Origin of the sequence: Kribbella sp. NPDC051718, assembly GCF_040681515.1 — a bacterium.
Classification (GTDB): Bacteria; Actinomycetota; Actinomycetes; order Propionibacteriales; family Kribbellaceae; genus Kribbella.
The window spans coordinates 371,734-388,242 of record NZ_JBFAYZ010000006.1 but is presented as its reverse complement, the minus strand read 5'-3'; the positions used below and the strand labels follow the sequence as shown (position 1 = coordinate 388,242).

Here is a 16,509-nt window from a genome sequence, read left to right as displayed (position 1 = left end):
TTCGTGCGGGACACTTAGCTGTAGCAGGACCGACAGCGGGGTGGACAGGGGAGTGAGTGGATGGCCGGCATAGGCCTGTTCCGGGCTTTTGATCCGAAGGTCCGGCGCCACCTCATCTCGGATGAGGGCGAGGTCGTCATCGACGAGGTGCGGCATCACTGGGTGGTGTTCACCGTGCCGATGCTCGAGATCGCGCTGGCGGTGATCCTGCTGTTCGTGATGCTCTGGAAGAACCTCGGCGACGCGGCCTTCGCGCTGCTGGTGATCGTGCTGGTCCTGCTCGGGCACGCCTTCTGGCAGTTCCTCACCCAGCACCGGGACCGGTTCGTCGTCACCAACATGCGGGTGATGCGGATCCGGGGCGTCTTCTCGCAGACCGTCGCGACGACGCCGATCGCCCGGATCCTCGACATCACGCTGCAGAAACCGATCATCGGCCGGATCCTCGGCTACGGCCATTTCGTCTTCGAGTCCGCTGCGCAGGACCAGGGCTTCCGCGAGATCAAGTACGTCAGCAGGCCCGACGACCGTGACCTGACGATCCAGCGCGTCATCCAGCGCACCGGCCTGCGAGCCTCCGCCAGCGTCGATGTCGTCCAGGGAGACGACGACGATTCCGACGACGACGGTACCGGCCCGATCGGGATGAACTCCGCGGCCGAGGTCACCACGACCACCACCACGGCGCCGACCCACCACACCACCTCGACCCGGGTCGCCGGCACCTCCAGCAAGTCGATCTTCAACTCCGAGCGCGGCAACTGGACCGACGACCCGGACCACGACTGACAAGCTGGTCAGGAATCGAGAAGCTTTGCGGATCGCGCGGATCTAGGTTTGTGGGCAAGGAAACAAGCCACTAGATCTGGAGTGATGATGAGCGAGACGCAGGGAATCAAGACCGTGCTGCACCCGGTGTCGGACCTGGCGAAGGCGACCGAGCTGTACGCCGCGCTGCTGGGGATCCGGCCGCAGGTGGAGTCGCCGTACTACGTGGGCTTCGAGACGGCCGGTCAGCAGATCGGCTTGGTGCCCCAGGGACCGCAGAGCCCCGACGGACAGCTGGCCTACTGGCACGTGGACGACATCGAGGCGAAGCTCGCCGAGGTGACGGCCGCCGGCGGGACCGTGAAGGACTCACCGCGCGATGTCGGCGGCGGCCGGCTGGTCGGCTCGTTCACGGATCAAGACGGCAACGTGCTCGGGCTAGTCCAGGACCAGTGATCCCTAGGATCTCGCCATGGGCGACCAAGGCGAGATCGATTCGGGGATCCAGCAGTACTACTCGAGTGTCTTCGATGAGGACGCACGTCTGACCACCCGCTCTGCGCAGAGCGCACTCGAGTTCGTCCGGGTTCAAGAACTCGTCGGTACCAGGATCGCGGCCGGATCCCGGGTGCTCGACATCGGCGGCGCGACCGGCATCCACGCCAAGCCGCTCGCCGCCGCCGGCCATCACGTCACGCTCGTCGATCCGGTCGAGGAGCAGGTCGTGAAGGCCCGACGGCACGGGACTTTCCAAGCAGAGGTCGGGGACGCCCGGCACCTGCGGTTCGCCGCCGACACCTTCGACGTCGCGTTGCTGTTCGGTCCGCTGTACCACCTAAGAAAAGCCGACGACCGTCTCCAAGCACTCAAAGAGGCGGCACGCGTCGTAGTACCGGGCGGCTGGATCTTCGCAGCCGCGATCCCACGCTTCATCCACCACGCGGCGGTCAGCCTCGGCAAGACTCCGCCAACGCCTTATCCACAAGCCTGGATCAACACCCTCGAATCCGGCACCCCAACCCCCGGCGGCCGCTTCCCCGCCGGCCACTTCCACACCGCGGAAGAACTGGAAGGCGAACTCCAAACAGCAGGCCTGACCGACATCGAACTGCACGCGATCGAGGGCTCAGCCGGTTTCGCGTTGGAGCGACTCCCGAACGACGAAGCCCTCCTCCAAGCAGCCCTCACCCTGGTACGCCGAACCGGCCACCTCCCAGGCATCCGCGACCTGACCAACCACCTGATGGCCATCGCCCGAACCCCAACCAACGCACCCCACTAACCGCCGCGCTCCAGCCCACCGCGCCCTCGACATCTCAGGGGTTAACCCCCGAGATGGTGGGTTGCCACCCCTGAATCTCGGGGGGCAACCCACAATCTGAGGGGTTAACCCCTCAAATGCTGCGGGGCCGACGGGAGTCGCGAGCGGCGGCGTGGGAGGTGGTGCGGGGTACAGCGTGGTCGCGGGTGCGGGGCGAGGGTTACTGGGTGCTCTCCGCAACCCGCAAGCGGAACTCCTGTACGGCGGTGTCGGCGCCGGCTGATTGCTCCATGTTCAGGTCGTGGCGGCCCCAGAGCCACAGGAAGATGTCGTCGGGGTTGCCGAAGACCTCGGCGTCGACCTCGCCTTCGGCGCCGGCGACAACCGAAGCGGTGGTTGCGTCGAGGCGGATGGTCCACGAGCGGCCCGCGGAGGTGATCCGGATGGTCGCGTCGACCGGGTGTTTCGTGTCGCCCTCTTCCCACCAAGGGCCGCCGAGCATCAGCGTCAGGATCTCGTCGATCCCGTCGAGCGCCAGTGCCCGATCGATCGGCGTGACCACGCCGTGCGCCAGCTCCGCGTCGACCCGGTGCACCGCGGTCTCGAGCGCCATCCGCCGGTACCAGAAGCCGGACGTCTTGTCCGTCGGCGAGAACGTCCAGGTCGGCAACTCGGTCCCGGCCTCGGTCAGCGCGACGACGATGGCCGCGCGCGCCTCGTCGAACAGGTCGACGGCATCCCGCAAATCCAACCCGGCAGGCGGCCACGGGTCAGGGCGGGTGGCGGTCCGGAGCGCCTCGATCTTGTGCAGGTAAACGGTCGCGACATGCCGCAGCACGGTCTCGACAGTCCAGCCCTCACAGCTCGGGACCTCCGCGGTAAGCCGCCGTCGGCCTACTTCGGCGAGGCGGGCGGAGTCGGCCTGGAGGCAGGCGAGATACAAGGCGGCACGTTCGGGCGGCAAAGACATGAAGAGAACGATCTCATCAACCACCGACAGTTTCGGCCGACACTCGGGGCGGACCGGTTAACGTAACGCCCATGGCGAGGAAGAAACCGTTGCCGTTCGACCCGATCGACGAGGCCTCGCGGCAGTGGGGACGCCGCTGGGGGGCCGTCGAGCAGATGCGTGCGGTCACGTCGCTGATGCGCGCCCAGCAGATCGTGATCGCCGAACTCGACGAGATCCTCAAGAAACACGGCCTGACGTTCGCCCGGTTCGAGGCGCTCGTGCTGCTCACCTTCTCCCGGCGCGGCTCGCTGCCGCTGGGCAAGATGGGCGAGCGTCTCCAGGTCCACCCGACCTCCGTCACGTCGATCGTCAGACGGCTCGAATCGGCCGGCCTGGTCACCCGGACGCCGCACCCCGACGACGGCCGCGCGATCCTCTGCGAGATCACCACCGAGGGCCGCGACCTGGTCGAGCGCGCCACCAAGGACCTGGTCGCCGCCGACTTCGCCCTCCGCGGCCTGACCGACGACCAGCTCAAAATGCTCTGGTCGGTGCTGCTCCCACTCCGGCAGACCGCCGGGGATTTCGCCGAGTAACCAGTGAACCTGTGCAAGACCTATGCACGAGGTGGTATTTAGTAGGACGTCCAAGTACTTTGGGGGGAGACCCGACCTCAGGAGGACGTGATGGACGCCGAGCAGATTGCCGCCGGACAGAGCCGATGGCAGCAGCGGTACGACGCGTCGCGACGCCGCGAGGCCGATTTCACCACCCTCTCGGGCACTGAGGTCGAGCCCGTCTACGGCCCGCCCGCGGGCTCCGACGACCCGCGGATGGAGCGGATCGGCTGGCCGGGCGAGTTCCCGTTCACCCGGGGCCTGCACGCCACCGGCTACCGCGGCCGCACCTGGACGATCCGCCAGTTCGCCGGTTTCGGCAACGCGGAGGACACCAACGCGCGGTACAAGATGATCCTCAACTCCGGCGGTGGCGGCCTGTCCGTCGCCTTCGACATGCCGACCCTGATGGGCCGCGACTCCGACGAGCCGAAGTCGCTCGGCGAGGTCGGTCACTGTGGCGTCGCGATCGACAGCGCGATCGACATGGAGCGGTTGTTCAAGGACATCCCGCTGCAGGACGTCACCACCTCGATGACGATCTCCGGGCCCGCCGTACCGGCCTTCGTGATGTACCTGGTCGCCGCCGAGCGGCAGGGCGCCGACATCACCAAGCTCAACGGCACCCTGCAGACCGACATCTTCAAGGAGTACATCGCGCAGAAGGAGTGGCTCTTCCCACCGGAGCCGCACCTCAGACTCATCGGCGACCTGATGGAGTACTGCGCCGCCAACATTCCGGCGTACAAGCCGCTGTCGGTCTCGGGCTATCACATCCGCGAGGCCGGCTCGACGGCCGCGCAGGAGCTGGCCTACACCCTGGCCGACGGCTTCGGCTATGTCGAGCTCGGCCTGAGCAGAGGCCTCGACATCGACAAGTTCGCCTCCGGCCTGTCGTTCTTCTTCGACTCCCACCTGGACTTCTTCGAGGAGATCGCCAAGTTCCGCGCCAGCCGCCGGATCTGGGCCCGCTGGATGCGCGACGTCTACGGCGCCAAGACCGACAAGGCGCAGTGGCTGCGATTCCACACCCAGACCGCGGGCGTCTCACTGACCGCCCAGCAGCCGACGCTGAACGTCGTCCGGACGGCGGTCGAGGCGCTCGCCGCCGTCCTCGGTGGCACCAACTCGCTGCACACCAACGCGCTCGACGAGACACTCGCGCTGCCGACCGACCAGTCGGCCGAGATCGCGCTGCGGACCCAGTCGGTGCTGATGGAGGAGATCGGCGTCACCAACGTCGCCGACCCGCTCGGCGGCTCCTGGTACGTCGAGGCGCTGACCGACAAGATCGAGGCCGAGGCCGAGGAGATCTTCCAGCGGATCAAGGAGATGAGCCCGGACGGCTCGATGACCGGCGGCATCCTGCGCGGGATCGAGGACGGCTGGTTCATGGCCGAGATCGCCGACGCCGCCTTCGAGTACCAGCAGAAGCTGGAGAAGGGCGAGAAGAAGATCGTCGGGGTGAACACCCAGACCGACACCGTGGCCGGCGAGCTGGAGATCCTCCGGGTCAGCCACGAGGTCGAGGTCGAGCAGTGCCGGGTGCTGGCGGCGCGCAAGACGCAACGCGACGAGGACCTGGTGCGTCGTACGCTAACGGCGCTGGTCGAGGCGTCCAGAGGGACCGGCAGTCTGATCGAACCCATGCTGGAGGCGGCGCGTGCGGAGGCCACGATGGGGGAGATCTGTCACGTTCTTCGGATCGAATGGGGCGAGTACCGAGAGCCCGCCCGCTTCTGAGGAGACCGCGGCAGACCCCGACGGTACGGCCGGCACAGGCGGCAAACCACCCCGCCGCTGGGGTGGTGGTGGCAACAACAACGGCAAGCAGCCGGAGGGCACCCCGCCGTCGGTCGACGACCGTGGCGTGGTCGTCATCGGCTCCGACCGGACCATGCTCCGGGTGGTCACCGAGCTGGTGAGCTCCGGCGAGCACGTGACCGCGATCGTCAACCCCGACTCCCGGCACTACGAGCGGATCGGTGAGCTCGGCGCCCAGGTGATGGGCGTCCGGGTGGTCAGCGAGTCCGTACTACGCCGCGCCGGCATCGACACCGCGGACGACTCGGCCCTCAGCGCGCGGGCCTTGGTACTCCTCGACGCCGACGATGTCCGCAATGTCCACACCGCACTGACCGCGCGCGACATGGACGCGAAGCTGCGCATCGTCATCCAGATGGTCAACCCACGCCTCGGCGGCCAGCTGCATGAGCTGCTCGGCGACTGCGTCGTCATCTCCGGCCCGTCGCTCGCGGCCCCCGCCTTCGTCGCCGACGCACTCGAGGACGACGAGCTGACCTGGGTCGAGCTGGGTGGCCGGCGCATGGTCGCCGGCCCCGCCGACCTGATCCGCGAACCCCACCTGACCAGGCTGGCCGACACCACCTCGTCAGCAACCCCTGAACTGCTGCCGACCGGCAGCTCCGACCCCGACGGCGACATCGTCCTCGGTACCGGCGTCAGGCCGGTCTGGCGGACCAGGGACGTCCGCCGGGCAGGCTGGCTGATGGCGACCCGCGACATCCTCGACCGACGGGTCCGAACCATCGCCGCCGTGATGGCCGGCCTGGTGATCGCCGGTACTGCGCTGACGCACTGGATCGCCAACGTCGAGTGGATCCGCGCGCTCTACCTCGCGGCCGGCGCGGTGACGTCGGCGGGAATCGAGGACAACACCTTCTCCAACGCCTCGCCCTGGGCCAAGATCGCCGCCGTCATCGTCCAGCTGACCGGCATCGTGCTGATGGCGCTGCTCACCGCCGTGATCGTCGACTCGCTGATCGGCGCGCGACTGTCCCGCGTGATCGGCGGGGTCCGCGGCCGGCCGCGCAACCATGTCGTCGTCTGCGGGCTCGGTACGGTCGGAGCCCGCGTGCTGGAGATTCTGGTCGAGCGTGGCGTTGCGGTGGTCGGCGTCGAGCAGGACGAGGACGCACCCGGCGTACAGACCGCCCATCGGTTGCGGATCCCGGTGATCATCGGGGACAGCAGCAACGAGGAGACGCTGCGGTCGGCCGGCGTACAGCGTTGCCAGTCGGTGCTTGCGATCACCAACGGCGACATCACCAACCTCGAATCGGCGATGGTCGTCCACGAGCTGAACCCGGACGCCCGGATCACGATGCGGATGTTCGACCACGACCTGGCCCAGCGGGTCGAGCGGCAGCTCGGCCTCGGTCACAGCCGCTCCGTGTCGATGCTGGTGGCCCCGGCCATCGCGGCCGCCGTGGCGAACCGTCGCAGCCAGACGACCGTCCCGGCCGGACGGCGCGTCGTGCTGCTCACCGAGGTCACCGTCGAGCGGGACTCGGTGGCGGTCGGCAAACGACTCGGCGAGCTGGACGAGACCGGCGGCCTGCGAGTCCTTGCCCGGCTGGAGGGCGGCACCCCCTGGGACTGGGCGCCGGCCTTCGACAAAGTGGTCCAACCGGGCACCCGGATCGCCGTCGCCGGCACCCGGAGCGGTCTGGCCCGACTGCTGCTGGCCACCCGCGCGCAGCACCGTTCGGGCGCGTCGGGGAGGATGGACCCATGAACGTAAGCAGTGAGCACGGAATGCGAGGACAGCGGTGAGCCAGCCGAACTTCTCCCGACCGGGAGCGATCGACCTGTCGTCCCTGCGCAAGCCGCCCGCGCGGCCCAGCGGCGCACCCGGAGCCCCTGGAGCTCCCGGGGCGCCAGGCGGAGCGCCGGGAGGCGGAGCCGGTGGCGCGTACGTGCTGAACGTGACCGAGCCGACCTTCCAGGCGGACGTGATCGAGCGCTCGCTCCAGGTCCCCGTGGTGGTCGAGTTCTGGTCGCCGCGCTCGGACCAGTCGGTCGCCCTCAGCCCGGTCCTGATCCAGCTGTCGACCGAGTACGCCGGCAAGTTCCTGCTGGCCCGGATCGACATCGACGCGAACCCGCAGCTGGCCCAGGCGGTCGGCGTCCAGACGGTGCCGCTCGTGATCGCCGTACTGCGTGGTCAGGTCGTCCCGCTGTTCCAGGGCGCGGTCGGCGAGCCGGAAGCCCGTCAGTACTTCGACCAGTTGCTGACCGTCGCCGTCGCCAACGGCATCACCGGCCGCACTGACCCGGTCGGCCCGGCCGGCCCCGCCGACGAGGCCGCCGAGCCGGAGCCGGACCCGCGGTACGAGGCTGCCGACAATGCGATGGCAGCCGGTGATCTGGACGGTGCGATCGCGGCGTACGAGGCGTTGCTTAAGGAGACTCCGGCCGACGCCGAGGCGAAGGCCGGGCTGTCCCGGGTCCAGCTGGTGAAGCGGACTCGCGACGTCCCGGCCGAGGTGCGGACTCGCGCCGCGGACAACCCTGAGGACATCGAGGCGCAGATGCTGGTCGCCGACGTGGACCTGATGGGTGGTCACGTCGACGACGCGTTCGCCCGGCTGATCAAGACGATTCAGGTGACGGCCGGCGACGACCGCAACGCCGTCCGTCTGCACCTGCTGGAGCTGTTCGAGGTGGTCGGCGCCGACGACGAGCGCGTGGTCAAGGCCCGTCGCCGCTTGATGGCCGCGCTGTTCTAGCGGATGCCTTCCGATCGCAGCAGCGTCGCGAGGCGCTGCACGTGGTCGCGGATGATCGCGGCCACCCGCTGCACCTCTTTGTCGGTGCAGCGGGCGATCGGGATCGAGCAACTGATCGCGTCGGTGGCCGGGATCCGATAAGGAACCGGTACGCCGACGCAGCCCAGGCCCATCACATTCTGTTCGCGCTCGATCGAGTAGCCCCGTCGCCGGGTCTCGGCCAGTTCCTCGGCCAGTGCTGCGTGGGTGCCGACGGTGTTGGCCGTCAACGCGGGCAGCGGGTCGGCCGGCAGCTCCAGCGAGACCTCCGTGGCGGTGAGCTCGGCCAGCAACGCCTTGCCGAGTGACGTCGCGTGGGCCGGCAACTGACGGCCGACCCGGCTGGTTGCCCGGGCCGGCGCGATCGCCTCGCGAGTGGCCAGGTAGATCACGCTGGCGCCGTCGAGTCGCGCGTAGTGGCAGGTGTAGCCGCTGTCCTCGCGGATCGCCTCCAGCGTGCGGATCGCGTGCGGCAAGGCCGGGTCGCGGTCGAGGTACGCAGTACCGACGAGCAGTGCGTGGGATCCTATGCCGACCATCGCGCCCTCGTTGGTGGACTCGATCCAGCCGGTCGCGATCATCGTGTGCAGCAGCTGGTGCAGGCTGGAGCGCGGGTACCCGGTCCGCTTGTGCAGCTCGGTCACCGACATCGGCCCGCGCGCGTCACCGAGCACCTCGAGTATGCGCAGGGTTCGCTCGGCCGACTTGACCAGCCGGATCTCTTCGGTCGTCACCAGGTGCCTCCCAGCGGATGGTTCGCATCGACGAACACCCCGGCCAGCAGGGCCTCGCGATCTTCTCGTACGTCGGTGTCAGGCCCGATCTGGCTCTCGGCGTCGTCGAGCGGATGGAATCCGATCGCCTTGCCTGCTTCGAGCGAGAACCAGCTACGGGTGTTGTCCGAGACCGCCCAGATCAGATGGTGCCCAGGCCGGTCGAGTTCAGACACGGTCTCGATCAGCCGGGCGAGATCGGCGGGGGAGACCCAGGTCGACAGGGTCCGGCCGCCGGTGCCGATCGTGTCCGCCACGGTACAGATCCTGGCCGACACCACGGTCATGCCGAAGCGGTCGGCGTACAGGCTGCCGAGGGCTTCGAGGGCGACCTTGCCGACTCCGTAGTACGTGTCCGGTCGCGGCTGGAGGACCGGCGCAGCGGCCGCATCCCGCGCGGCGACGTAGCCGGTGGCGTGTAGGGAACTGCCGAGGAGGACTCGCGGTACTCCGGCCCGATGGGCCGCTCCGAGTACGACGTACCCGCCGTTGATGTTGGTCTCGAGGATCTGCTCCCACGGACGCTCGGCCGAATGGCCGCCGAGGTGGATGACGAGCTCCGCTCCGGTGATCGCGATCAGCACTTTCGTCACTCCTTCGACCGTTGACAGATCCGTGAACAAACTAATACGCTTCAAACTGCTACGCCAGTATGAACAGCATTCACAAATGTGAATCAAAGAGATGGGGACTGACCATGTGCCGGTACGACCGCAGGCCTGGGGTGCATTGGTACCGGTCAGCGTCGATGAGGACGCCTTCAACCGTGCCGCTGCACAGCTCTCTCTGCCGGTGAAAGCCTGGGTCGTACTGACCCACGGACAGCTGGATCCAGCCGTCTGCGTCCGCAACGCCTTCGGTGACGTCTACGAGTACGCACTTTGCCCGTCCTTCGATGACGTACTGACGTACGCCCACGCGTTGGTGGGAGAGGTCGCCCGGCAGACCGGAGTCGAGGCGATGGTGCTCGAAGCCTGCGGGCCACTCGGATTCGGTCACCAGTCGACCCACGAGAAGACCGCCGGCGCCGACTGGTCCGCCGCCGACCAGGCGCTGCTCTCGATCTGCTTCTGCTCGGCCTGCGCTACGTCCTACAGCTTTGCAGGCTTGCAGGTTGAGCGGTTGGCCTCGTTGGTGCGGGCAGGTGTAGGAGTCGTCGCGTCGGTCGAGGAAGCGCTCGGACCGGAGGCGAAGGTGGTCCTCGAAGTGCGTCGCCGGGCTGTCCGGGATCTGCGGGACGCCGTCGTCGCGGAGGCGCGGGCGGCCGGGGTACGGGAGATCTCGTTGCATGCGGCCGTTTGTGACTGGGACACCGGACCGGCTGTGGCTGTGGACTCGGTTGCTGACGGCATCGACAGCTACATCGCCCCAGCTTGGGAGTTGACCGGTGCAGGAGTGGACCGGGTCGAGGCGCTGCGGCGGCTGGGGTGCGAGCGGGTCGGCGCGTATGTGACCGCGCTGCCGCCCGTACCGCCGGATGCCGACACGTTGGCCGCGCACTGGCAGTCGTTGCTTGCGGCGGGTGCGACCGATCTGCACATCTATCACGCCGGACTGGCGTCCGATCGTCGTCTCGCCGCTGTGCGGACGGCGCTGGCGTCGCTGCGGCCTTTGAAGGAGCAATGATGATTCAGCTGAGTGACGAGTTGTCGGACCGCCCGGTGGTCGCCGTACTGCGGGCCGCCGGCGCCGACCGGTTCCTGGAAGTGTCGGCGATGCTCGCCGATGCGGGGTTCGGGGCGGTGGAGTTCACTCTCACGACGCCGGGCGCGGTCTCGGCGATCGCTGCTGCGCGGGCCGCCTTGCCGGGCTTGCTGGTCGGGGCGGGAACTGTGCGGACGATGGAGCAGGTGCATCACGCGATCGATGCCGGGGCGTCCTTCTTGGTGAGCCAGGTGACTTCTGGCGTTTTGGTGGCCGCGGCGGCTGCTCGGGGTGTGCCTTTCATCCCGGGGGCACTGACACCGAACGAGATCGTGGCGGCCTGGGAGCTCGGGGTGCAGGCGGTGAAGGTTTCGCCGGTCGGGCCGGTGGGTGGGGTCGAGTACATCTCCGAGCTGGTCGGCCCGTTGCCGGACATCGCGTTGATGCCGACCGGGCTGGTCCGGATCGACGAGGCCGGTGACTATTTGTCCGCCGGTGCCGCGGTGGTCGGGATCAGCCGCGATCTGACCCGGGATGCGCTGTTGCCCGGCGGGGATCTGCAGGGTTTGGCCGAGCGGGCGGCGCGGGTGATCCGCTCGGTGGACGTTCAACGACAACTGAGCAGGAGTGAGCAGTGAGGATCGCCTTCGTCGGGCTCGGCATCATGGGGTTGCCGATGGCAACCAATCTGGTGCGCGCCGGGCATGACGTCTGGGCTTTCAACCGGAGTCCGCGGACCTTCGACGGAACGCTGGCGGATCGGTCGCCGAGGCGGTGACGGAGGCGGACGTGGTCATCACGATGCTGCCGGACTCGCCCGACGTCTCGGCGGTGGTACTCGGCGACGTGTTGCCGTCGGCTGGGCAAGGCGCGTTGCTGATCGACATGAGTTCGATCGCTCCGGCCACCGCTCGTACGGTCGCCGCCGCTGCCGGCGAGGCCGGCGTACGGGCTCTGGATGCACCGGTGAGTGGGGGAGAGCAAGGCGCGATCGACGGGACGCTGTCGATCATGGTCGGTGGGTCTGCGGAGGATTTCGAGGCTGCGTTGCCGGTGCTCGAGGTGCTGGGGAAGACCATCGTCCATGTCGGTCCGGCCGGGTCGGGTCAGACGGTGAAGGCGGCGAATCAGTTGATCGTCGCCGGCACGATCGGACTTGTTGCGGAGGCGCTGACCTTCCTGGCCGCCCACTCGGTAGATCTGGAGTCGGCTGTCGAGGTGCTCGCCGGCGGCCTGGCAGGCAATCGCATTCTCGACCGCAAAGCGGCCGGCATGATCGCCCACACCTTCGAACCAGGCTTCCGGATCGACCTCCACCACAAGGACCTGGGCATAGTCATCGACTCCGCCCGCGCGGTAGGCACAGCCATCCCGCTAGGCGCAGTCACCGCCCAGCTCATGGCGGCTGCCCGGGCCCAAGGCCACGGCTCCCTGGACCACTCAGCCCTCCTGCTGGTGATCGAGTCCCTCTCCCGAACGCCCGGCCAACCGACCCTCTGACCGACCCTCTGACCGACCCTCTGACCGACCCGACCCGACCCGACCCGACCCGACCCGACCGACCCGACCCGACCCGACCCGACCCGACCCGACCCGTCACGCACGCATAACCCTCGCGATCCGCCCCGGCACGCCGGGGTAAGCGCTTGCGGGCTGAGCTTTGTGCTTGCGTGGCCGACCGGTCAGCTGTTGAGGATCGGGTCGGTGGTGAGGGACTTGGAGACTCGGGCGAGGAGGGCTCGGAGGGTGTCTCGTTCGTCGGCGGTGAACTCGGCGGCGAGGCGGCGTTCGACGGCGGCGGCTCGTTCGTCGGCGGTGTCGAGGGCTTTGCGGCCGGCGGGCGTGGTGCGGGTCTCGATGACGTGCCGGTGGAGCGAATGTGGGGTGCGCTCGATCAGCGCGGCCGACTCCAGGTTGCGCAGGATGGTCGTCATGGTCTGCGGCGTCACGTGGCAGCGGCGGGCCAGCTCGGCGGCCGAGATGCCGGGCTGCTCGTCCAGTACGAACAACGCGGCGTACTGCGGAACCGTCAGCCCGGCCGGCCGGACGGCAGCCGTCTTGACGGTTTGCAGCTCCTGCTCGACCCGCTTGAGGTGACTACCGAGCCGCTCCTCGAATGACATCCGCATGACCCCATGGTAAGTACCGGCCGCCGATCAGCAGACCTTCCGCATCCTCGCGCCCACCAACTCGACGCCACCGGCGAACCTCGTCGGCACCCGTTCGACCAGGTGGTAGCCCATCGCCGCGCGGAACGCCTCGCTGGCCGGCGTGCACATCGCCTCGAACACCCGGAAGCCCGCGTTCCGCGCGATCGTCTCGGTGACGTGCGCGAGCAACGTCGCCAGCCCCTGCCTGCTCCAGTCCGGATCGATGTACGTCGCCCGCATGGTCGCCGTCGACGCGTCGGCCCTGACCCCGCTCTCGACGTGACCCGCCGGCCCGAACTCGCCGCCGTCGCTCCAGCCGCTGCCGCCGACCACCATCCCGTCGACCTCGACGGCGTAGTACCGGCCTGACTCGACCAGCTCCCGCTCGACCTTGTAGATCTCGGCGTCGCGCGCCGCGTTCAGTTGCTCGGCGCTGTAGTGCTCGCTGAGCAGCTTGAAGACGGCTCGCTCGGCGGTCTCGTGCAGCGCGCCGAGGTCGTCGACGGTCGCCGGCCGGATCGTCAGCCCCTGAGGCATTTCTGCTCCCCTCTCGGTGATGTCGGGCCCCTGTACGCCGGTGCCGAACGCTGCGGTTCTCGATATGTGCATTGACAACTATCAGAGGTCTGATTAATGTCTGTGTGCGTATCCAATCGAGGGAGGCATGATGTTTCGACGCATCGCGACGGTGGTTGCCGTGCTGGCGAGCGCGTTGGTGGTACCGGCTCCGGCACTTGCCGGGGTTGTCGGTGAGGCCGGCTGGCCTGATGCGATCACCGGGGTGACGGCGGATCGCTACCCCGAGGGCGTGACCTGGGATCCGACCCGTCAGGCGTTCCTGGTCGGCTCCATCGCCACCGGCCGGATCGACGTGGTGGACCGCGCCGGCCGGGCGCGGGTTCTGGTCGGGCAGGCACCGGGGGTCTCGACCTTCGGGCTGCATGTGGATGTCCGGCGCAACAGGTTGCTGGTCACGTATGCCGACATCGGCAACGGTGAGCGGTCGTCGCCGGCGACCGCTTCGATTCAGTCCGGTGTTGCGATCTACAACCTGCGGACCGGGCGGCTGCAGCGTCGGGTCGATCTCAACACTGCCGCGTTGAACCCGGCCGGTGGCCGGCATGGCGCCAACGACTTGGCCATCGACGGCGCTGGGAACGCGTACGTGACGGATCCGGCCGGGGATGCGATCTACCGGATCACGCCGGCCGGTCGTGCGTCGGTGCTGGTCCGCGACGCGCGTCTGCAGAGCGCGACGATCGGGATGAACGGCATCGTCTGGGATCCGGCGGGTTACCTGCTTTCGGTGAGGTACGACTCGGGGACGCTGTACCGGATCTCGCTGCGCGGTGGGCTCACCGAAGTACGGCTCGCGCAGCCGTTGGTTGGTGGCGACGGGCTGGCCTTCACAAAAGATCGCGAGCTGATCGCCGTCACCAACAAACTCGGTGCCGCCGGCAACGAAGCTGTCACCGTGCTGCGCAGTACGGACGGCTACCGCAAAGCCGACGTCATCACCAGCAAGGCCTGGCCGTTCGCCGGCCCGACCACGATGACGTTGACGCCGCACGGCCCGTACGTCCTGAGCGGCCGCATCGACGTGCTGCTCACCGGCCACAGCTCGAGCGAGTTCGAACTGCATCGTGTGAATTATTGACAGATGGCGGCGGTGATTCTGAGAATCATTCATGTGAGTGTTCCGGGATCGCCGCCGCCCAGTCTCGAAGCGCGGATCCACGGCCTGTTGCCGGCCCTGAGTCCGGCGCAGGTCCGGGTCGCCACCGAAGTACTGCGTGATCCGGCAGCCGTTTCGTCGTCGACGATCGGTGAGCTCGCGGCGCGTTGCGGGACCTCGCTGCCGAGTGTGACGAGGTTCTGCCTGGCGCTCGGACTCAGCGGGTACGCCGAACTGCGGCTGGCGCTCGCGGCCGAGGGTGGTCGCAGCAGTTCGAGTTGGGAGCGGGGAACGGGCGCCGCCGAGGTTGGCCCCGACGACGGTCTCGACCATGTACTCCGGACCCTCCTCCAAGCCGACGCGCGAGCACTGGAGGACACCGTTGCTGAGCTCAATGTCGACGCACTCGGCAAGGCGGTCCACGCGATCTCCGATGCCCGCCGCATCGACCTGTACGCCGTCGGCGGATCCGCCTGTGTCGCCGAGGATCTCCGGTTGCGCCTGCATCGCATCGGCCGAGGTGCCAGCAGTTGGAGCGATGTCCACAACGCGCTGACGAGTGCAGCATTGCTAGGTGCGGGCGACGTCGCCGTGGGCATCTCGCACAGCGGCGAAACTCTCGAAGTACTGGAACCGCTGCGGCGGGCGGGTCAGCAAGGCGCCCTGACCGTTGCCATCACCAACTATCCCCGCTCACCACTGTCCCGGGCGGCAGACCTGGTATTGATCACCGCAGCCTCCCGCGACGTCACCTTCCGAACCGGCGGTCTGTCCGGCCGCCACGCCCAACTACTCGTCCTGGACGCCCTGTTCATCGGCGTAGCCCAACGCGACTACACCCTTTCGGAACAGTCCTTCGACATCACCGCCGACGCAGTCTCGGCTCACAGGTCGCCGTCCCGTCCGGTGTAGACCCCCAACGCCCGGAATCGCAGGCCTGATTCGGCGTACTCCTCCAGTGCGTGGGCTGTCCAGCCGACGATTCGGGCGATGGCGAACAACGCCTCACCGGCATCGGGGTGGAAGTCGTAGGCGTGCATCATCGTGGCGATGGCCAGATCACTGTTCGGGAAGGCGGGGACTCTGCTGGTGATGGCGGTCAGCTGCTCGAGGATCGGCTCGCCGGACATCAGCTCGAACAGGATCTCCGCGCGGGGGTCGCGCTGCTGGTAGATCCGGTGTCCGAAGCCCGGTATCGACTCGCCTGATCGCAGCTGGTCGGACAAGACCTGGACCGGATCCTGGAAGGCTCGACCGAGGAACTGGTAGGCGAGCGTGGGAGCGGCACCGTGGTACTGCCCGTCCAGCGCGCCGAGCCCGGCCGACACCACGGAGTACAAGTTCGCACGGGCGCTGGCGGCGACTCGGGCCGCGATCGTGGAGACGGCGAGGCCGTGATCGGCCAGCAGGATCAGCGCGGCGTCGAGCAGTCCGGGTGCTACCGGTCGCGTCGAGAGCTTCGGCCACAACCGGTCGCCGACACTGCCCTCGCCGGTCGGCCCAGGCAGTGCCTCGATCAGTACGCCGAGCAGCCTGCGCGCTGCCGCGATCACTGATTCGCCAGCCAAATCGAACCGCAACGGATCAGCCGCGCCCAGCACTGCCACCGCGATCCGCAACTGATCCACCTTGCGGGCCGTTGCCGGAGCCACTGCGACACTTGCTCGCGCGAGGTCCACGAGGGCCGGATCCGCGACGAAGCCGGCTGCCTCCAACTGCCCGCTCCACAGCAGGTTGGCGACCGCCTCGACCGTCTGCGTCTCGACCAGGTCGCGCACCGAGTGGCCGCGGTAGTAGAGCTCGTCATCCCGCAGCAGTGTGATCTCGGTTTCGATCCGTTCGACGACCCCGGGGTGGTCGACGGAGCGGCTCGCCAGACGCTCGACCTCGGCGGCGGCGAACAGGCTGCCGCGCCGGCCGCGGGCCCGGACACTGGTGAGGTGACCGCGGCTCACGTACGAGTAGATCGTCTCCGGTTTCACCTGCAGCCGGCGGGCGACCTCGGCGGTGGTCAGGTAATTCTCGTCACCTTGCTGGGCCATCGCGCGCTCCCGGGCCGCTTGTGTTGACTGGATCAACATTGACAATAGTTGATTGC

18 protein-coding genes and 1 pseudogene are annotated in these 16,509 nt (G+C 68.2%); 13 read left to right on the top strand and 6 right to left on the bottom strand.

Annotated features, from left to right (window positions below):
- Window positions 1–60: 60 nt before the first annotated feature.
- The 3 genes from AB0M15_RS24420 (at window position 61) to AB0M15_RS24410 (ending at window position 2,050) form a co-directional block, all read left to right on the top strand.
- Window positions 61–789 carry a PH domain-containing protein gene (locus tag AB0M15_RS24420; RefSeq protein WP_363823345.1) on the top strand — a complete coding sequence of 243 codons (729 nt, stop codon included), beginning with the start codon at window positions 61–63 and terminating at the stop codon, window positions 787–789.
- A gap of 87 nt (window positions 790–876) precedes the next feature.
- On the top strand, window positions 877–1,224 hold the full coding sequence (locus AB0M15_RS24415) for a VOC family protein (RefSeq protein ID WP_328326738.1): 348 nt from the start codon (window positions 877–879) through the stop codon (window positions 1,222–1,224).
- 16 nt (window positions 1,225–1,240) lie between these two features.
- Window positions 1,241–2,050, top strand: a complete 810-nt coding sequence (locus tag AB0M15_RS24410) for a methyltransferase domain-containing protein (protein ID WP_363823340.1) — start codon at window positions 1,241–1,243, stop codon at window positions 2,048–2,050.
- A 199-nt stretch (window positions 2,051–2,249) separates the two neighbouring features.
- Here AB0M15_RS24410 and AB0M15_RS24405 read toward each other — a convergent pair whose 3' ends face one another.
- A complete protein-coding gene (locus AB0M15_RS24405) occupies window positions 2,250–2,999 on the bottom strand; it encodes a maleylpyruvate isomerase family mycothiol-dependent enzyme (RefSeq protein WP_363823337.1) in 750 nt (249 codons plus the stop codon).
- Between the two features lie 71 nt (window positions 3,000–3,070).
- Between AB0M15_RS24405 and AB0M15_RS24400 the strand changes: the two genes are divergently transcribed.
- From AB0M15_RS24400 to AB0M15_RS24385, 4 genes are all read left to right on the top strand, one after another.
- Window positions 3,071–3,577: a MarR family transcriptional regulator gene (locus AB0M15_RS24400; RefSeq protein WP_363823335.1), complete on the top strand. Its 507-nt coding sequence runs from the start codon at window positions 3,071–3,073 to the stop codon at window positions 3,575–3,577.
- Between the two features lie 90 nt (window positions 3,578–3,667).
- The gene (locus tag AB0M15_RS24395) at window positions 3,668–5,341 is read left to right on the top strand and encodes a methylmalonyl-CoA mutase family protein (protein WP_363823333.1); all 1,674 of its coding nucleotides are present in this window, start codon (window positions 3,668–3,670) and stop codon (window positions 5,339–5,341) included.
- Window positions 5,262–7,136, top strand: coding sequence for an NAD-binding protein (locus tag AB0M15_RS24390; RefSeq protein ID WP_363823331.1), 1,875 nt, complete (start codon window positions 5,262–5,264; stop codon window positions 7,134–7,136). The genes AB0M15_RS24395 and AB0M15_RS24390 overlap by 80 nt, the downstream gene beginning before the upstream one ends.
- Window positions 7,137–7,326: 190 nt before the next feature.
- Entirely contained in the window at window positions 7,327–8,130 is an 804-nt protein-coding gene (locus tag AB0M15_RS24385) for a tetratricopeptide repeat protein (RefSeq protein ID WP_363823328.1), read from the top strand.
- Here the strand turns inward: AB0M15_RS24385 and AB0M15_RS24380 are convergent.
- Both AB0M15_RS24380 and AB0M15_RS24375 read right to left on the bottom strand, forming a co-directional pair.
- A complete protein-coding gene (locus AB0M15_RS24380) occupies window positions 8,127–8,903 on the bottom strand; it encodes an IclR family transcriptional regulator (protein ID WP_363823325.1) in 777 nt (258 codons plus the stop codon). The two genes, AB0M15_RS24385 and AB0M15_RS24380, sit on opposite strands and share 4 nt — an antisense overlap.
- Window positions 8,900–9,535 carry an NAD(P)-dependent oxidoreductase gene (locus AB0M15_RS24375; RefSeq protein WP_363823322.1) on the bottom strand — a complete coding sequence of 212 codons (636 nt, stop codon included), beginning with the start codon at window positions 9,533–9,535 and terminating at the stop codon, window positions 8,900–8,902. Before AB0M15_RS24375 ends, AB0M15_RS24380 begins: the two co-directional genes overlap by 4 nt.
- A gap of 91 nt (window positions 9,536–9,626) precedes the next feature.
- Here AB0M15_RS24375 and AB0M15_RS24370 point away from each other — a divergent pair, with 91 nt between their 5' ends.
- The 4 genes and pseudogenes from AB0M15_RS24370 (at window position 9,627) to AB0M15_RS24355 (ending at window position 12,086) form a co-directional block, all read left to right on the top strand.
- Window positions 9,627–10,568, top strand: coding sequence for a hypothetical protein (locus AB0M15_RS24370; protein WP_363823319.1), 942 nt, complete (start codon window positions 9,627–9,629; stop codon window positions 10,566–10,568).
- Window positions 10,568–11,224: a bifunctional 4-hydroxy-2-oxoglutarate aldolase/2-dehydro-3-deoxy-phosphogluconate aldolase gene (locus AB0M15_RS24365; RefSeq protein WP_363823316.1), complete on the top strand. Its 657-nt coding sequence runs from the start codon at window positions 10,568–10,570 to the stop codon at window positions 11,222–11,224. Before AB0M15_RS24370 ends, AB0M15_RS24365 begins: the two co-directional genes overlap by 1 nt.
- A 26-nt stretch (window positions 11,225–11,250) precedes the next feature.
- Window positions 11,251–11,618: pseudogene (locus AB0M15_RS24360) on the top strand (NAD(P)-binding domain-containing protein); the annotation flags it as partial.
- Complete coding sequence (locus AB0M15_RS24355) at window positions 11,598–12,086, top strand: NAD-binding protein (protein WP_363823836.1); 489 nt, start codon at window positions 11,598–11,600, stop codon at window positions 12,084–12,086. The pseudogene AB0M15_RS24360 and the gene AB0M15_RS24355, both read left to right, overlap by 21 nt.
- 182 nt (window positions 12,087–12,268) lie before the next feature.
- On the opposite strand, the gene AB0M15_RS24350 is transcribed toward AB0M15_RS24355, so the two are convergent.
- Window positions 12,269–12,715 (bottom strand): MarR family transcriptional regulator, encoded by a 447-nt coding sequence (locus AB0M15_RS24350; protein ID WP_363823314.1) that lies wholly within the window; start codon window positions 12,713–12,715, stop codon window positions 12,269–12,271.
- Window positions 12,716–12,742: 27 nt separating this feature from the next.
- Window positions 12,743–13,273, bottom strand: a complete 531-nt coding sequence (locus AB0M15_RS24345; RefSeq protein ID WP_363823311.1) for a GNAT family N-acetyltransferase — start codon at window positions 13,271–13,273, stop codon at window positions 12,743–12,745.
- A 127-nt stretch (window positions 13,274–13,400) separates the two neighbouring features.
- Here AB0M15_RS24345 and AB0M15_RS24340 point away from each other — a divergent pair, with 127 nt between their 5' ends.
- Together AB0M15_RS24340 and AB0M15_RS24335 are read left to right on the top strand one after the other, a co-directional pair.
- Window positions 13,401–14,393 carry a hypothetical protein gene (locus tag AB0M15_RS24340; protein ID WP_363823308.1) on the top strand — a complete coding sequence of 331 codons (993 nt, stop codon included), beginning with the start codon at window positions 13,401–13,403 and terminating at the stop codon, window positions 14,391–14,393.
- A 33-nt stretch (window positions 14,394–14,426) separates the two neighbouring features.
- The gene (locus AB0M15_RS24335) at window positions 14,427–15,323 is read left to right on the top strand and encodes a MurR/RpiR family transcriptional regulator (RefSeq protein ID WP_363823305.1); all 897 of its coding nucleotides are present in this window, start codon (window positions 14,427–14,429) and stop codon (window positions 15,321–15,323) included.
- Here AB0M15_RS24335 and AB0M15_RS24330 read toward each other — a convergent pair.
- The gene (locus AB0M15_RS24330) at window positions 15,296–16,453 is read right to left on the bottom strand and encodes a citrate/2-methylcitrate synthase (RefSeq protein WP_363823302.1); all 1,158 of its coding nucleotides are present in this window, start codon (window positions 16,451–16,453) and stop codon (window positions 15,296–15,298) included. The genes AB0M15_RS24335 and AB0M15_RS24330 overlap by 28 nt on opposite strands.
- Window positions 16,454–16,509 lie beyond the last annotated feature (56 nt).

Excerpts from the sequence above, each read along its gene's own strand:
- AB0M15_RS24395 (WP_363823333.1), top strand. The coding sequence starts at position 3,668 with ATGGACGCCGAGCAGATTGCCGCCGGACAGAGCCGATGGCAGCAGCGG.
- AB0M15_RS24405 (WP_363823337.1), bottom strand. The coding sequence starts at position 2,999 with ATGTCTTTGCCGCCCGAACGTGCCGCCTTGTATCTCGCCTGCCTCCAG.
- AB0M15_RS24420 (WP_363823345.1), top strand. The coding sequence starts at position 61 with ATGGCCGGCATAGGCCTGTTCCGGGCTTTTGATCCGAAGGTCCGGCGC.
- AB0M15_RS24340 (WP_363823308.1), top strand. The coding sequence starts at position 13,401 with ATGATGTTTCGACGCATCGCGACGGTGGTTGCCGTGCTGGCGAGCGCG.
- AB0M15_RS24350 (WP_363823314.1), bottom strand. The coding sequence starts at position 12,715 with ATGCGGATGTCATTCGAGGAGCGGCTCGGTAGTCACCTCAAGCGGGTC.
- AB0M15_RS24355 (WP_363823836.1), top strand. The coding sequence starts at position 11,598 with ATGGTCGGTGGGTCTGCGGAGGATTTCGAGGCTGCGTTGCCGGTGCTC.
- AB0M15_RS24410 (WP_363823340.1), top strand. The coding sequence starts at position 1,241 with ATGGGCGACCAAGGCGAGATCGATTCGGGGATCCAGCAGTACTACTCG.
- AB0M15_RS24330 (WP_363823302.1), bottom strand. The coding sequence starts at position 16,453 with ATGGCCCAGCAAGGTGACGAGAATTACCTGACCACCGCCGAGGTCGCC.
- AB0M15_RS24415 (WP_328326738.1), top strand. The coding sequence starts at position 877 with ATGAGCGAGACGCAGGGAATCAAGACCGTGCTGCACCCGGTGTCGGAC.
- AB0M15_RS24400 (WP_363823335.1), top strand. The coding sequence starts at position 3,071 with ATGGCGAGGAAGAAACCGTTGCCGTTCGACCCGATCGACGAGGCCTCG.
- AB0M15_RS24365 (WP_363823316.1), top strand. The coding sequence starts at position 10,568 with ATGATTCAGCTGAGTGACGAGTTGTCGGACCGCCCGGTGGTCGCCGTA.
- AB0M15_RS24345 (WP_363823311.1), bottom strand. The coding sequence starts at position 13,273 with ATGCCTCAGGGGCTGACGATCCGGCCGGCGACCGTCGACGACCTCGGC.
- AB0M15_RS24370 (WP_363823319.1), top strand. The coding sequence starts at position 9,627 with ATGGGGACTGACCATGTGCCGGTACGACCGCAGGCCTGGGGTGCATTG.